Source organism: Rufibacter ruber (assembly GCF_001647275.1).
In the GTDB taxonomy this organism is placed as follows: Bacteria; Bacteroidota; Bacteroidia; order Cytophagales; family Hymenobacteraceae; genus Nibribacter; species Nibribacter ruber_C.
The window spans coordinates 26,975-41,750 of sequence record NZ_LRMM01000020.1 but is presented as its reverse complement, the minus strand read 5'-3'; the positions used below and the strand labels follow the sequence as shown (position 1 = coordinate 41,750).

At 54.3% G+C, this 14,776-nt stretch carries 9 protein-coding genes; 5 read left to right on the top strand and 4 right to left on the bottom strand.

Translation table 11 applies throughout. The features are described from left to right. Positions 1 to 21: 21 nt before the first annotated feature. The 4 genes from A8O25_RS09825 to A8O25_RS09805 form a co-directional block, all read right to left on the bottom strand. Complete coding sequence (locus tag A8O25_RS09825) at positions 22 to 858, bottom strand: CvfB family protein (RefSeq protein ID WP_066834216.1); 837 nt, start codon at positions 856 to 858, stop codon at positions 22 to 24. Between the two features lie 195 nt (positions 859 to 1,053). Beyond that, the gene (locus A8O25_RS09820) at positions 1,054 to 2,085 is read right to left on the bottom strand and encodes a PorP/SprF family type IX secretion system membrane protein (RefSeq protein ID WP_066834281.1); all 1,032 of its coding nucleotides are present in this window, start codon (positions 2,083 to 2,085) and stop codon (positions 1,054 to 1,056) included. Positions 2,086 to 2,095: 10 nt separating this feature from the next. Further along, positions 2,096 to 5,899 carry a PKD domain-containing protein gene (locus tag A8O25_RS09815; RefSeq protein ID WP_153042688.1) on the bottom strand — a complete coding sequence of 1,268 codons (3,804 nt, stop codon included), beginning with the start codon at positions 5,897 to 5,899 and terminating at the stop codon, positions 2,096 to 2,098. A gap of 612 nt (positions 5,900 to 6,511) precedes the next feature. Further along, complete coding sequence (locus tag A8O25_RS09805; protein ID WP_153042687.1) at positions 6,512 to 8,302, bottom strand: hypothetical protein; 1,791 nt, start codon at positions 8,300 to 8,302, stop codon at positions 6,512 to 6,514. Between the two features lie 326 nt (positions 8,303 to 8,628). Between A8O25_RS09805 and A8O25_RS09800 the strand changes: the two genes are divergently transcribed. From A8O25_RS09800 to purH, 5 genes are all read left to right on the top strand, one after another. Further along, positions 8,629 to 9,894: a putative DNA modification/repair radical SAM protein gene (locus A8O25_RS09800; protein WP_066834209.1), complete on the top strand. Its 1,266-nt coding sequence runs from the start codon at positions 8,629 to 8,631 to the stop codon at positions 9,892 to 9,894. Positions 9,895 to 9,971: 77 nt separating this feature from the next. Then, the gene (locus A8O25_RS23220) at positions 9,972 to 10,118 is read left to right on the top strand and encodes a hypothetical protein (RefSeq protein ID WP_161947732.1); all 147 of its coding nucleotides are present in this window, start codon (positions 9,972 to 9,974) and stop codon (positions 10,116 to 10,118) included. Positions 10,119 to 10,137: 19 nt separating this feature from the next. Next, positions 10,138 to 10,974: a TIGR03915 family putative DNA repair protein gene (locus tag A8O25_RS09790; RefSeq protein WP_066834205.1), complete on the top strand. Its 837-nt coding sequence runs from the start codon at positions 10,138 to 10,140 to the stop codon at positions 10,972 to 10,974. Between the two features lie 1,411 nt (positions 10,975 to 12,385). Then, positions 12,386 to 12,997, top strand: coding sequence for a phosphoribosylglycinamide formyltransferase (purN, locus tag A8O25_RS09785; RefSeq protein ID WP_066834203.1), 612 nt, complete (start codon positions 12,386 to 12,388; stop codon positions 12,995 to 12,997). Between the two features lie 214 nt (positions 12,998 to 13,211). Further along, positions 13,212 to 14,741 (top strand): bifunctional phosphoribosylaminoimidazolecarboxamide formyltransferase/IMP cyclohydrolase, encoded by a 1,530-nt coding sequence (gene purH / locus A8O25_RS09780; RefSeq protein WP_066834200.1) that lies wholly within the window; start codon positions 13,212 to 13,214, stop codon positions 14,739 to 14,741. Positions 14,742 to 14,776: the final 35 nt, after the last annotated feature.

Genomic DNA, 14,776 nt, shown 5'->3' with positions numbered 1-14,776 from the left:
GGCGGAACGCAGAGGGCGGGTTTAGGAGTTGGCTAAAAGACGAACCCCGTCTGGCTGTAGTTGCACGTCGCCACGTTTGTACAGGGCGCCAATGGCTTTCTTGAAGGTTTTCTTGCTCATGCCCAAGGTCTGGTAGATCAGTTCAGGGGCGGTTTTGTCAGTAAGGGGCAGCCAGCCGTTTTCTTTTTTCAGGCGCTCCAGAATGAGTTCAGCAGCGTGCTCCACCTCATTGTAGCCTTGTTTCTGCAGGCTCACATCCAGTTTGTCGTCTTCCCTTATCTTTTTGACATAGCCTTGGGTGTACTCGTTCGGCTCCAGTTTGCGGAAGACCTCATTGCGGTAGAGCATGCCCAGGTAGCTGTTGTTCACCATCACCTGATACCCCAGCGCCTTCTCCGGGCCAATCAGTAGACTGACTTCATCGCCTTCCTCCAGTGTGATGGGCTCGTAGCTCAGGTAAGGCGCCAGCTTGGTGGAGCCTACAATGCGGTCAGAGGTTTCATCCAGATACAGGTAGACCAGTGCCCATTGGCCCACGTGCAGGTCTTCATGCTGGTTGGAGTAGGGCACAAACAGGTCTTTCTCCAGACCCCAGTCCAGAAACGCCCCAAACCGGCTAACATCTTTCACCTGCAGGCAGGCAAACTGGTCTACCTTGGCTTTGGGCTCCAGGGTGGTGGCGATCAGGCGGTCTTCTGAGTCACGGTACACAAACACGGAGAGCATGTCTCCCACGTGGGCGTCTGCGGGCACGTATTTGCGGGGCAACAGCACGTCGCCATCATCAGAGCCCAGGTACAGGCCGTGTTCCAAATCACGCAGAATTTCCAAGTAGTTGTAGTCGCCTAGGTGCAGCATATTGATCCGGTTTGTGTTCAGGAACAAAGGTAGAGAATCTAACCGGCACCTATCTACCGGCGGCAGAATTTCTGCAAGACACGGTGGTTTGGGGCTGATTTCAGAAAAACAGGCCAGAAACAGGGGCTTTAAGATGAGTCCGGTTCCTTTTCCTGTTTTGGGGCTGTTTTTTTGAAAAACAGCCCCAAAACAGGCTTACCAGTATTGGGAAGGGGAATAGATATCCCGTTTGTTCCGGAGCATGAGGCCCAGCACCAGCTCATGGGAGCCGTGGCTAACGCTGCTGAGGGCAGAGGTGGTCATGTCATAGGCGTAGCCCAGGTGCAACAGCTGCCTGAGCTGGAAACCGGCCATGAGAACGGTGGCGTCATGGTGGCGGTAAGAGCCTCCCACCCAGAACTGGTCTCTCCAGTACACCTTGGTGTTGGCATCAAATGAAACCGGGCTGGGCGAGGCGTGTTTGACCACCAGCGAAGGCATTACACTGAAGTGTTTCCCTAAAAAGAAGCGGTATCCGCCATGGGCGAAGACGTGCCGCTGCTGTTTTGCGGGTACCTCTGGTTCAGAGTTTCTGAAGCTGAACGGGGTGGGGAGTACCTGGGCCACAGAGATGCCTGCATAGAGGCGGGAGCTGTAGAGCATCACGCCCACGCCCACATTGGGTAAGAGCCGGTTGTACTCGCGGGCGGTGGTGACAGGGTCACCAGCGGCGGTGAAGGTGAGCAGGTCACGGTTCAGGCTGTACTGGGTGAATCCCGCCACCACGCCCGCAGAAAGTTTCAGGTTGGCGTTCAGGGGCAGGTGGTACGCGTAGGTGAGCTGCCCATCGGTCCGTTTAAGCCCTCCGGCCTGGTCAACCTGCACCAGGGCGCCTATCCCGTGGTGGGCGCGCGGTTTCTGGGAGGTGCTGCGGTGGGGGGGCTTCCACTGATTACGGTACTTGCCCTTTGAGATAGGCCGCGGGCTAAAGGAAGTGGCCGAATTGATATAGTCTAACCGCCCCAAAGGCATGTGCGCGCTCAGGTAATAAGACGTAGGGGCGCCTTCCAGACCTACCCACTGGTTGCGGTAGCCCGTCCGGATGTCCAGGTAATTGTCTGTTCCGCTAAGGGCGGGGTTGAGCAGCAACGGGTTGAGCATGTACTGGCTGTAATGCGGCAACTGCTGGGCCTGCCCAAAAAAAGGGAGCCACGCCAACAGCAAAAGAAGGAAGGTATGTTTCTTCATGGCCATGCCGTTAACGCAGAATTGTGAGAGAGCCAGAGAACTTAGGCCGCCCGTTGTGCGGATCTATTATGTAGTAGTAGGCGCCAATGGGCAGGTCCTGGCCGTTGCGCTTACCATCCCAGGGGGTGGGGTACCCATAGGTGGAATAGATTTTTTCACCCCAGCGGTTATAGATGTCAATGGTGATTCTGGGGTAGTCTTCAATGCCACCCAATTCCCAGACATCATTGGTGCCGTCCCCGTTAGGGGAAAAAGCCTTGGGAATCTGTAGTTTCTTGAGCACTTTGATCTCTACACTGTCAATGTTAGGACAACCCGCCTCTGACATGACGTGCAGGTAGTATTTAGTGGTGACCATGGGCGAGGCCACCGGGTTGGCTATGTCTGGGTTGCTAAGGGCGTAGGCTGGGCTCCACTTCAAAGATCCTTCGCCAGTACCGGCAAGGGTGGTGCTTTCGCCTTCCACCAGAATCACGGGCTTGCCGGCGTCTGCGGCAGGAGTGGGACGGAGTTTGACCACTACCTCATCCTGTACACTCACGCACGGGCTGTTGCTGACGGTCCAGCGCAAGGTATAGGTCTCGCCCATGGTGCCGGTGAACGTTGCCTTAGGGTTAGACGGGTTGGAGAAAGTGCCCCCAGCGCCGCTGACCACCGTCCAGAGACCGGTGGCAGGGGCGGGCGCGTTGGCCGCTAGAGGGGTGGTGACTTGTCCGCAAAGGAGTTGGTCAGCTCCCGCAGAGGCAACAGGAGTAGGGGTGATGGTGACCGTCTTGCTCACCACGTGGGTGCACCCTTTGTCTGAGGTAACTTTGAGGCGTACCGTGAAGCTTCCGGCTCTGCCGTATTTGTGTTTGGGGTGCTGGGTTTGCAAAGAAATGCCAGCACCAAAATCCCATTCCCATTTCACCAGCCTGCCCGTGAGCAGACTGCTCATGTCCTGGAAAGATACCTCATCTGCCAGACAGCCCACTGTTGGGGAAAAATCTGCTTTGGGGGTAGGGTAAACAGTGAACGCCTGGGAGAAAACCTGCTCACAGGCATTGCCACCCCTAACCGTTAAGGTGACGGTGTAGTTGCCTGGGGCGGCATATAGGTGGGAAGGGCTTAGCGCCGAAGAGGTTTTGCCATCGCCAAAGTCCCAGCGATAGGTGAGCGTGCCGCTCCCGTTGGCGGTAGAGGTGTTGGTGAACTGCGCTAACTCGCCCTCACAGACATTGGCGGTGGTAAAGCCTGCCTCGGGATTAGGGATAACCGTAATGGTTTTGGTAACAGAATCTGTGCAGACAATGCCAGACCAGATGCGCAGTTTCACAGTATAAGTGCCGGCGGTGGGGTAGGTATGCTTGGGGTTTTGCTCATCAGAGAACCGGCCATCACCAAAGTCCCAGCGCCACCGCACTATGTTCCCAAATGCAATGCTGCTGGCATCTTTAAATTCAACCCCTTGCTCCTGACAGAATGAGGAGGCCGTGAAGTCTGGGATTGGCACCGCCCCACTAATGGTGTAGGTGTGGGCAACACTGTCTTTGCATCCCTTATCTGAGGTCACTACCAGCTTAACCGTGTAAATGCCCTCAGCTGTGTAACGGTACTGTGGCTGCGGGTCTGTTGAAGTGCCTTTGCCGTCACCAAAATCCCATAAGTACCGGAGAGAACCGCTCGTGATAGAGGAGGTGTTCTGGAAAACTGCCTTGTCTTTTATGCAAATATCTGGTAAACTGAAACGGACAACCGGAACCGGGTCTACGGTCACCACCAGGCTACTGGCTTCTGAGCAACCTTGGTCAGAGGTGGCTTTGAGTCTCACTGTGTACGTGCCGTGGCTTGGGAAAAGATGGCGGGGGTGCTCTTCATTGGAGGTGGTGCCGTCGCCGAAATCCCATTCCCAGCGCACTACGTTCCCAACGGCGACGGTGGTTTGGTTTTGGAAAACCATTGATTTGCCGTCACAGGTAGAGCTTGCGCTGAATTTTAGTGCGGGTGGCTCAAAAATGGTGATGGTTTTGGAGACATCTGTTAGGCAGAAAGCCTGGGTCTGGATCTGTAACTTGACCGTATACGTGCCAGGTTTTTTGTACAGGTGCACCGGGTGCTGTTTGGTAGAAGTTTGGCCGTCACCAAAGTCCCAGCGCCAATGGGTAATGGTTTCACCTGTGGTAACCGTTGATTTGTCTGTGAACCGGGTACTGTCATTGGTACACACGGTGGCAAAATCAAAATCTGCTACCGGGTTGGGGTGTACCTCCACCTCAATGTATGTAGAATCCTGGGAGTCGCAGTCATTTCCGTTAGACTTGGTGGTCACCAGGGAGACGGTGTAGGTGCCAACTCCCGGAAACCTGTGGGTGGGGTTCTGTTCATCTGAGGTGGTGCCGTCTCCAAAATGCCATTTCCAGGCCAGCGGCTGGTAAACGGCAAATCCTTTGAAGCGGATGTCCCGCCCGTCACAGATGCTGTCTGAGAGCACTGTAATGTTTTGGTTCAGGTTGTTTACATTGGCTCCCGCTGAGTAGCCGTAAGACTCTACATTGCCAAAGCCATAGGCAACCGCATTGAACCCGCTGTCTGCTTTCAGGCTATGGTTCCCAGTGGTGACAGTGTTCTGCGAATAGACAAAGTTTTGATTGGCGGCAATGGGGGTGAAGGTTACTCTTTTGCCGTCTAACCTAAAAGAGGCGGTGTCAGCAGTTTTCATGGTCACATTGATGTAGTGCCTTGAAATCTGGTAGTCTTTTGAAGAGTATAGGGTAATGTCTGTAAGGGTTTGCTCTACAGGGTTCACAAGCGTCATCTCCGGGTCTGCTAGCACCCCGTCACAGGATTGGGTTTTCGCATACTGGGCAAACAGGATAGGTTTGTCTGCTGTCACATAGTTAGCCACTTTGCTCTCAAATTCATGGTACTCTCCTTTGTCTCTGGTGATCCTGCTCCCGTTAATAGTAATGGCGGTGTTGTCTTCAGAAGCCAGCACCCTGAACACGTCTCCAGCTGTGCGGCTCAGGAAGGGGGCTGTGACAAAGTTCTTCCCCCACGCACTGATAGGGTAGAGTTGCTGATAAAGGTTATCTCCGCTTAAGGTGGCCGGGCAGTCAAGGGGAACCGCTGTCCAGGAGCTGCCTGAGAAAACAGCAATCCGTTTGCAACTGCCCATTCCTGTGTCAACTGACTCAATTTTGGTTCCGGTAAGGTCTGTTTTGGAGCGAACCTGGTACAGTTCCCCTTTCATAAGAGGCCTGGGCGGGGAGAAGGTTACCCCAGCCTGATTTCCGCGCAGGGTAGTCGCGGTTGGGGTGATATTGATAGTGGTGTTGTCTTCCAGGGCAACCACCATTAACTGTGAGGTGGCTTCATCTGCGTTCTGAACATTTTGAAGCTGGTCATAGCTGATCGCGTAGTAAGACCGCCCCAGGGTATTGCTCGGCAAAACCAGCGTGGCCGCTGACTTGTTCGTGAAATAAATGTGCGAGTACACCACTACCGGAAAATCTGAGGTCACATGAATGGCTTTTTGCTCAATCACCTCGCTGCTGGAGACGTGGGCCAACTGGGAACGTATGGGGATGATGGTCACCTGGTTGGCGGTGACGTTGTGCTGGGTAGGAGACAGGGTGCCTATGGTAACCGTGACAACAGCATTTCTGTCTGAGGTGATATACAGGTTCATCTGTGACCTTGTGCCCTCATAGTGGGCCATGTACCCTAACCAGAAATCACGGCCTTTGTTAGAGGTGCTCTGCGCGCTGGACAGGGCAGGCAAAAACAAGAGCAGGAGGCAGGACAGAATCCATCTAACGGTGGCCTTTCGTTTCACAGAGAAAAAAATAATGTGTGAGCGGCTTCCCGGCGGGCGGTGCTTTGACTGCTGGGAAACTTGGTGGTTGTGAGTTATGTATACCTCTGATCTTTCAGGAAAGCGGTGAAAGGGGGCTATGCAGCACTTTACACCGGGCAGCGCTGCAAAAGAGGAAACACCCCAACGCGAACGAAGCCTTATTCCCAGCTTTAAACAACAAGACGTACCCGTACTTCTATGGCAAAATAATAAAATTTATTGAGATATTACTTTAAAAACAGGTTTTTTGCAACAGGGGTCCGTTTTTTTTAGCACTTGTAAATTCCGGGTGCCCGTGGGGCGGCAGTAGGTGGGGGTTTTAGCTTGCCTAAGCTTTGAAGCTGTAAGCTCAACTGGCAGTAGAAAGGTTCTGCTGAAACCTATTTTGCGCCTAGTGACAGCCCTGGGAAGACAATGACAAGGCAATGACAGGCTCTTGCCATGGGCATCTGCAGCGCAAAAGGCGAATAAGAACAAGCGCTCAGAGTGGGATGCCGGGCTGGCTGTGGTGAAAAATTTGAAGTTCCTGAGATAACTATAGGTAGCTCCTGTTTTCGGGCTGTTTTTCTGAAATCAGGCCCAAAACAGAAACTACCTGAACTCTGTGATCAGCGGCTGGGTGAACCTTAGCTCATTAAAATCATAGTACTGGCGGCCGGTCTGGAAGATCTTAAACTCCTGCTGTCCCCCCACCTCCGGGAGCCTTGGGTAATACCCCAGTAAGATCTGAATGGTGTTGAAGGGCAAATATTCGTTCCGGAAACGGGCTCCAATCCCAAAACCGGTATAGGGTTTCTCTTTAAAAGGGGATCGGTTCTGTACATTGGTCAGCCAGGCCATATCGGCAAAGCCGATGATGGCCAGCCGGAAGCCAAACAAGGTGAGCGGTGAAAAAAGGTTGGTCTCATAGTTGAGCACAAACTTGCGGTAGCCCCGCACGCTGGCAGAACTGAACCCCCTAATGCCGTCTTCCTGGTCTACATCCAGAGCGAAGAAGTCAGGCCGCCGCAGGCCAATAGAGGTTCTGTTCCAGATAAAGTGACGCCAGCGCCAGTTCCGGATGCGGTGAAGCGGCGTGAAGTACAGAACCTCTGAGGTGAGCACTCCCTGCTCCCAGGCCTCGTTGTGCCGGTAGCTGCCATATTCAACGCCCCCATAGAGGTACCCGAACGAGGGGTTGTACTTGCCAAATGCACCTTTCACACCCAGGTAAGGCCTGTTTTTGACAGCGCCGTCTTCAAACCCGGCGGTGATGGCCAGCAGGTTTCCCGCCGGAATATCTTCTGTACGGCCAAAACCGAACAGGTACTGGTCTTTGTAATACCGCCGGAGACTGTACCCGAAGGCGGCCAGGTAAAGGCGGGCACTCTGGATGGTGGGGCCGCTTCCCTCTGTGTACTTAATGTTCATTACACGCGCGGCCGTAATAAACCGGCTGGGGTTGTCCCGGGCCAGGTCATAGGACTTCAGCCGGAAGGCGCGGGCAATCCAGAAGTCTTGCGTGTAGTATTTCAGCGGAATATAACTTAACTCCTCGTTAGGGGCCGGGGGCGGGCCCTCCCCTAAAATATAGGTGGGCTGCAGGGTTTGGAACCAGGCGGCAGAGGCACCGCCGGCATATTTGGTGGTGGTGGCGTAAAAGTCCCTTCTGAAGGAGAGGCTCTGCTGCTTATAATAATACGTGTTCTGGTAAAGCAGCTCGGCTGAGATGTAACTGCTGGAGATGTTCTCAATCAGGTAGCTGCCGGTGAACTGCCACGGCTGGGGTTCACTCAGCCCAAACCGGTACGTGGTACGGAACTGGTGCCCCACGCCCATAAAGTTGATGTCACGCAGGGAAAGGCGGGTGCCTGAGGTGCTGGCAGACCCGGACCCGCTAATGCTGAACACGTCACGGGTATAAATAACCACGTCTACACTGTCCTGGGTAGAGGTAGAGTCGTTGATGGTGACGCGGGCATCCAGAATATAGTCTGTCTGGCGCAGGAGACGTTCAGATTCAGACAGCGCCAGCGGCTCCAGCATGTCGCCCTCCTTAAAGAGAATGGTGTTGCTTAGCCTGCTGCGTTTGGTGCGCATATGCAGGGCATTGCCCAGTCGCTCCAGGTCGTTGTCTGGCAAAGCCAGGGTGTCATTGATAGAGAAGCCAAAAGGCTCCAGCCGCTTAAAGTAAATAGACCTGACTACTTTGTAAGTATGCTGCTCAAGAGCCTGGGGCAACAGCTCTATCTCCAGGGGCACAACCTGCTGCCTGGGTTTGAAAATGACAAGCGCTTTCACAAACCGCCCGAACAGGGTTTTCCGCTGACTGATATGCCGTAGCTTCTGCAGGAACCGTTTGGGGTCAGTGGTGTCTGGGGCCACGGCCGGTGTGGGCCGCACAGGGGCGGAGAGCAAGGTGTCTGGTGTGGTTTGGGCAGTGGCAGGGGTTGGGCGGCAAAAGCACAGGAGTACGCAGAATAGCAGTACCCACCAACCCTCAGCGCGCTTACAGATTAATTGCGGTGCCGTGTACATACCTTTTGCTCCATCCCTAAAAATACGGCAAAAACTCCTGACAAAAATAAGAAACCATGGGTTGCTATTGTTATTAGTTATTTAGTGAGGGATGGGTCAGGATTAGAAATAAATAATACTAATTTAATTAGCTTTTTAGCAAATAGTCTCTTACCTTGCTAACGAATTCAGGAGCAGATTTAGCATACGCCATGCAGCACACCGTCATAGAAAAGCTAAGTATTTTGGCAGATTCTGCCAAGTATGATGTTTCCTGCTCTTCCAGCGGCGGCAAACGCAAGAATGAGGGGAAAGGTTTAGGCAACGCTGAAGGCATGGGCATCTGCCACAGCTATACAGAAGACGGCCGCTGCGTTTCGCTGCTCAAGATTCTGCTCACCAACTTCTGCATCTATGACTGCGCCTACTGCGTGTCACGCAAGAGCAATGATGTGAAGCGGGTGGCCTTTACGGTGCAGGAGGTGGTAGACCTGACCATTAACTTCTACCGCCGTAATTACATTGAAGGGTTGTTCCTGAGCTCAGGCATCTTCAAAGATGCAGACTATACCATGGAGCGGCTGGTGCGCGTAGCCAGGAAACTACGCCAGGAGCACAAGTTTAACGGCTACATTCACCTTAAAACCATTCCCGGGGCCAGTGAGGAGCTGATCCGGGAAGCGGGCCTGTATGCAGACCGTCTGAGCGTGAACATTGAGCTGCCCACAGAAGCCAGCCTGCAGACCCTGGCGCCTGAGAAGAACTTCACTGAGGTGCTCACGCCCATGAGCCACATCAAAGACCAGCTGGTGCTGGTGAAAGAGGAGAAGAAGCTGTTTAAATCAACCCCCGCCTTCGCGCCCGCGGGGCAGAGCACGCAATTAATAGTAGGGGCAAGCCCCGAAAACGACCGCCAGATTCTGACCCTCGCCAGCGGCTTGTACCAAAACTATGAGCTGAAGCGGGTGTATTATTCCGGCTATGTGCCGGTGACGGCAGACAGCCGCTTGCCTTTGATCAGTACACCGCCCATTATCCGGGAGAACCGCCTGTACCAGGCCGACTGGCTGCTGCGCCTCTACGGGTTTGGCGTGAATGAGCTGGTAGACGAGCAGAACCCGCAACTGGACCTGCAGATTGACCCCAAGCTGGCGTGGGCGCTTCGCAACCGCCAGGTGTTTCCCCTGGAAATCAACACTGCTGACTATGAGATGATTGTACGGGTGCCGGGCATTGGCTTGAAGTCAGCGAAGAAAATAGTGGCGGCCCGCCGCTTTGCCCCCCTCACCTGGGAACACCTGCGCCAGATAGGGGTGGTGCTGAAACGGGCGAAATACTTTATCACCGCCGGAGGGCGCAGTTTGGAGAGAAGGGAATGGGACGAGGAAGTCATCCGGAGAAGAATCCTTTTTGGCGAAAAGGGAGACCGAAACGGCCTGTGGGGAAGTCAGTTAGATCTGTTCTCGCAGGCGGGGTAACTAAACGCCCAATACATGGTCAGAAACGGCCAGTCAGAAAGAAATTAAACTTTGTCAAACATCAAATAACAAACAACATGCAACCTGTAGCCCTTCGTGAAACTGTAGCTCCCCTTTCTATCCGTTGCAAACTGAGCACCTTGGTGCCGCAACTTCGGCAGATGGCGGCCCAACGCAAAGCCGCCGCCCAGGCTGTGTACCCGTTCATCAAAATCGCCTCCTGACCCAACCAGCCCCGGCGCCATGCACTTCTACACCTATGACGGCTCTTTTGAAGGACTGCTCACTGTGGTCTTTGAGGCGTACGAGCGCAAAGAGTGGCCAGACCAGATAGGCAAGGCGGGAGAGGCCCCGGCCGGGATTTTTGCCACCCACCATTTCATTCCCACCCAGGAGGCGAAGGCCAAACGGGTGTGGCAAGGGTTGGCAAAGAAATTGTCTCAGGCCGCGCTGGAGAACGTGTATAAAACTTATCTGTGGGAGCAACCTGGGTGTGAGATGCTGCTCTTCCGGTTTGTGCGCCTGGTTTTCGCCAGCCCCCAAAGCGGTATTGAGGAGAACTTTGCAGAGCCGGTGGTGCAGAAAATAGCCGCCATTGGCAAGCAGATGTTCCGGGAGAAACACCGCATGGAGGCGTTCATCCGGTTCCAGCGCACCCAAGATGGTTTGTTTGTAGCCCCCATCAACCCTGATTTCAACGTGCTTCCCCTTATTGTAGGGCATTTTGAGAAGCGTTACGCAGATCAGCCGTGGCTTATTTATGACGGGCGCCGCGCGTATGGCGCGTACTATGACCTTGAACAGGTGCAGCTGGTTTCTATAGAGGAGCTGCCAAAAAGCCTCAAAAAAGGCCAACTGCCCACTGACCTCCTCACTGAGGTGGAGCCACTGTACCAGCAACTGTGGCAAGTCTACTTTGACCATGTGAACATACCGGAGCGGAAGAACCGGAAGCTCCACCTCCGGCACATGCCCAAACGCTACTGGAAATACCTGACGGAGAAAAAGCCCCGCGTGCAGGCGCATCAGCCCATTCAGAACAAGCAGCTGCCCACCGGAGTGTACCGACTGCAACCTTGAAATTGCGTTTTCGACCTGTTTTGGGAAAAGTAGGCCAGAAACAGCTTTTGTTCCAAATGTTTGCAGGTTCTCTCTGGACGCTATAAGTTCTTTTAAGCACCGCAGATGGCAAATGGTTAATTGTTGGATGATGATACTGCGCGAAACCCCCGTCTCGTGCCATGGATAGGGCTAATCTTTAGGCTCACCGGGAGCAGCGGGGAGACCAGCCATGCGTAGAACCCATCTCTACCCCTCCAAAGGAGGGGAATGATCTGGCATGGGTGGGGCAAGTGGCGTGTGACCTCGTCTCTGAAATCTCGGCTGTCAGGGATATGTCATCCCGGACACGGTACCTGCGGATTTGCAATCTGCGGCGCCTGCAGATCAAACGTGCCGCCACGGGGATTGCAAATCCCCGTGTACCAGCTTCCTGATTGCAAATCCGGAAGAGCGCCATGCTGGGCAGCGCCTAACAAGCTGCGGCATGGAGAGAATTGATCAGCAATGCGTTCCCTCCCGTGTAAATATCCCCTATCCCTTCAAAGGGGGAGTATCTGGTAGTGTTAGAAGGCACGGAAGTAACTTCCGCGCCATAGAGGGAGCTATAGAGGGCAGAAGCAGTGTGAGGCTGCCGCCCCATGGAAGCTGAAAGCTTCCGCCATGGTAGGTCCAAGTTGGAAACTTGAACCAGAGAAAGTGACAAACCAGCAGCAATAGATAAACCAACAAACAACTATTAACAATCAACACTTCTGCTAATGGCACCTCTGTTAATTAGCACTTCTGCCCTGACTGATGTGCGCAGCACGGGCCCGTCTCGGGCTAGCGGAACTACAACTGTTACCTGCAAACAAGCTATTACCAGCACAAGCAGTTACAGAGAAGGAACCCAAACCAGTCCTGGCGGTGAGCGCCTCTGTTAATATGCTGCCGTTAGGCAACGCCAAAGGCGTAGTTTTAACAGCAGTGCGAACCGCCAGGACGGGGCTCCGCAGCCGTGAGCGCATAGCGGAATCTATGAAACAACACAGTAAATGAAGCAGAGTCAACAGCCGCACAGCCAGGGGGACAGCAGACTACGCATTCCAACTGCAGCAGCAATGGAACAGAGCAGATGATGAGACATTGCATGCCACTGCCCAGCAAAGAAAACAGCAGACTACACATACCCGGCAGCCGTACCTCCCTACTTATAAAAACAAACCACCTGGTAAAGTGAACGACCAAAGTGCCAGAGCAGGGGCAATGCAGAACGCTGAGCAAAGTCTAGACCTACCTGTACAACCGCCCCTTTAGCTAGACTGGCCTACCTCCTCACAGACCCCCATCTACCTCCACAACACAACAGGAAAGAAACGTTTTTCGCCTGTTTTCAGAAAAGTAGCCCAGAAACAGTATATTTGCTCTTCCATTGACAGCACCGGCAGTTTTGGGTACCTCTTCAGACAAAAAGAACATCGTTATTTTCGCTTCCGGCTCCGGGAGCAACGCCCAGCGCCTGCTGGAGCAGTTTGAGCACCACCCGCATGTGCAGGTAGTGGCGCTCTTCTCCAACAACCCAGAAGCGTTTGCCCTGCAGCGTGCCCAGAATTTTGGCGTGCCAACTGCCGTGTTTGACCGGCCCATGCTACGGGAGGGAAAGGTGCTGGAGCTGGTGCAGGCCTACCACCCAGACCTGATTGTGCTGGCCGGCTTTCTGTGGCTGCTGCCCGCCAGCTTTGTGCAGGCGTTCCCCAACAAGATCATCAACATACACCCCAGCCTGTTGCCCAAGTTTGGGGGCAAGGGCATGCACGGGCAGCACGTACACCAGGCGGTGATCAACGCCCAGGAAGCAGAGACCGGCATTACCATCCACTACGTGAACGAACACTATGACGAGGGCGCGCCTATTTACCAGGAGCGCTGCCCCGTAGAGCCCCATGACACCTGCGAGACGCTGTCGGCGCGGGTGCTCACGCTGGAGCATACCCACTTGCCCCGCGTGGTGGAAGAATTGCTGACGGCTGACAAAAACAGCCCAAAAACACCGGCCGCCTAACCACCCAGCCCCATGACGCACCAGACACGGCCCTTTGCACTGCACCTGCCACGCATTCTGTGTCTCCTGCGCGCCTCCCTGCCACTGTTGCGTACGCCTGCCCCTTCGCCTGTCTGTAAAAGCTGGGCAGACCAGTTATTGGCAGGAAGTTCTTCGGCCTATGCCGTACATGTTATTGCCTATTCCTTTCTAACCCATATTTCTTTTTAACCAGATGAATTCCGTTCAAATCAAATCGGCTCTTATCTCTGTGTACTACAAAGACGGTCTGGAGCCGTTGGTGCGCGAGCTGCAGAAACAAGGCGTTACCTTTTACTCTACCGGCGGTACGCAGACGTTCCTGGAGGGGCTGGGCGCCGAAGTGGTGGCCGTAGACCAGGTAACCGACTACCCGTCTATCTTTGGGGGGCGCGTGAAAACCCTGCACCCTAAGATTTTTGGGGGAATTCTGCACCGCAGACACCATGCACAGGACCAGCAGGAAGTGCAGCAGTTTGAGATTCCCGCTATTGATCTGGTGATTGTAGACCTGTACCCGTTTGAAGAAACGGTGGCCTCAGGTGCCGCTGAGGAAGACGTGATTGAGAAGATTGACATTGGGGGCATCTCCCTCATCCGCGCCGCGGCCAAGAATTTCCAGGACGTCCTGATTGTGTCCTCGCGCGAGCAGTACGGCGAGGTGGTGGAACTGCTGCAAGCCAAAAACGGCAGCACTGATCTTTCTGACCGCAAGAAATTCGCCGCCAAGGCTTTTGATGTGTCCTCGCACTATGATACGCACATTTTCAACTACCTGAGCCAGGAGCAGGAGTTGGCGCCGGCGTTCAAGCAAAGCGAGCGCCAGAGTCAGACGTTGCGCTACGGCGAAAACCCGCACCAAAGCGGCACGTTCTACGGAAATCTGGACGCCCTTTTTGACAAACTGAACGGGAAAGAGCTGTCTTACAACAACCTGGTAGACGTAGATGCCGCTGTGTTGCTCATGCAGGAGTTCGCGGAGCAGCCCGCCGTGGCCATTCTCAAGCACACCAATGCCTGCGGCGTGGCCGTGGCCGATTCGCTGCACCAAGCCTACGTAAACGCCCTGGCCTGCGACCCGGTTTCTGCGTTTGGCGGCGTGATTATTGTAAACAAAACCGTTGATTTGGCTACCGCCGAAGAACTGAACAAACTCTTCTTTGAAGTGCTCATTGCGCCGGAATATGACCAGGACGCGCTGGAGCTGCTGAAAGGCAAGAAAAACCGCATTCTGCTGCGCCAGAAACCCGTGCAGTTGCCCGCTAAGCTGTTCAAAACCCTGTTGAACGGCGTGATTGAGCAAGGCAAAGACCTGGCCACTGAAACCGCCGCTGACTTCAAAACCGCCACTGAGCGCGCCCCTTCGGCTGAGGAAGTGGCCGGTTTGGAGTTCGCTTTGAAAGTTTGCAAGCACACCAAGTCTAACACCATCGTGCTCGCCCGCGGCAACCAGTTGCTGGCCAGCGGCGTGGGGCAGACCAGCCGGGTAGATGCCTTGAGACAAGCTATTGAGAAAGCCAGAGGCTTCGGGTTTGACTTGCAGGGTGCCGTGATGGCGTCAGACGCGTTCTTCCCGTTCCCGGACTGCGTAGAGATTGCCGCAGAAGCCGGAATCACTGCCGTGGTGCAGCCGGGCGGTTCCATCAAAGACCAGGATTCTATTGATGCCTGCAACGCCCGCAACATGGCCATGGTCATGACGGGTGTACGCCACTTTAAACATTAATCTCACTTGTATTGATGTTGAAAGCCCCAGCTACC

Coding starts and splice junctions, on each gene's coding strand:
- purH (WP_066834200.1), top strand. CDS start 13,212: ATGAATTCCGTTCAAATCAAATCGGCTCTTATCTCTGTGTACTACAAA.
- A8O25_RS23220 (WP_161947732.1), top strand. CDS start 9,972: ATGCAACCTGTAGCCCTTCGTGAAACTGTAGCTCCCCTTTCTATCCGT.
- A8O25_RS09825 (WP_066834216.1), bottom strand. CDS start 858: ATGCTGCACCTAGGCGACTACAACTACTTGGAAATTCTGCGTGATTTG.
- A8O25_RS09800 (WP_066834209.1), top strand. CDS start 8,629: ATGCAGCACACCGTCATAGAAAAGCTAAGTATTTTGGCAGATTCTGCC.
- A8O25_RS09820 (WP_066834281.1), bottom strand. CDS start 2,085: ATGAAGAAACATACCTTCCTTCTTTTGCTGTTGGCGTGGCTCCCTTTT.
- A8O25_RS09790 (WP_066834205.1), top strand. CDS start 10,138: ATGCACTTCTACACCTATGACGGCTCTTTTGAAGGACTGCTCACTGTG.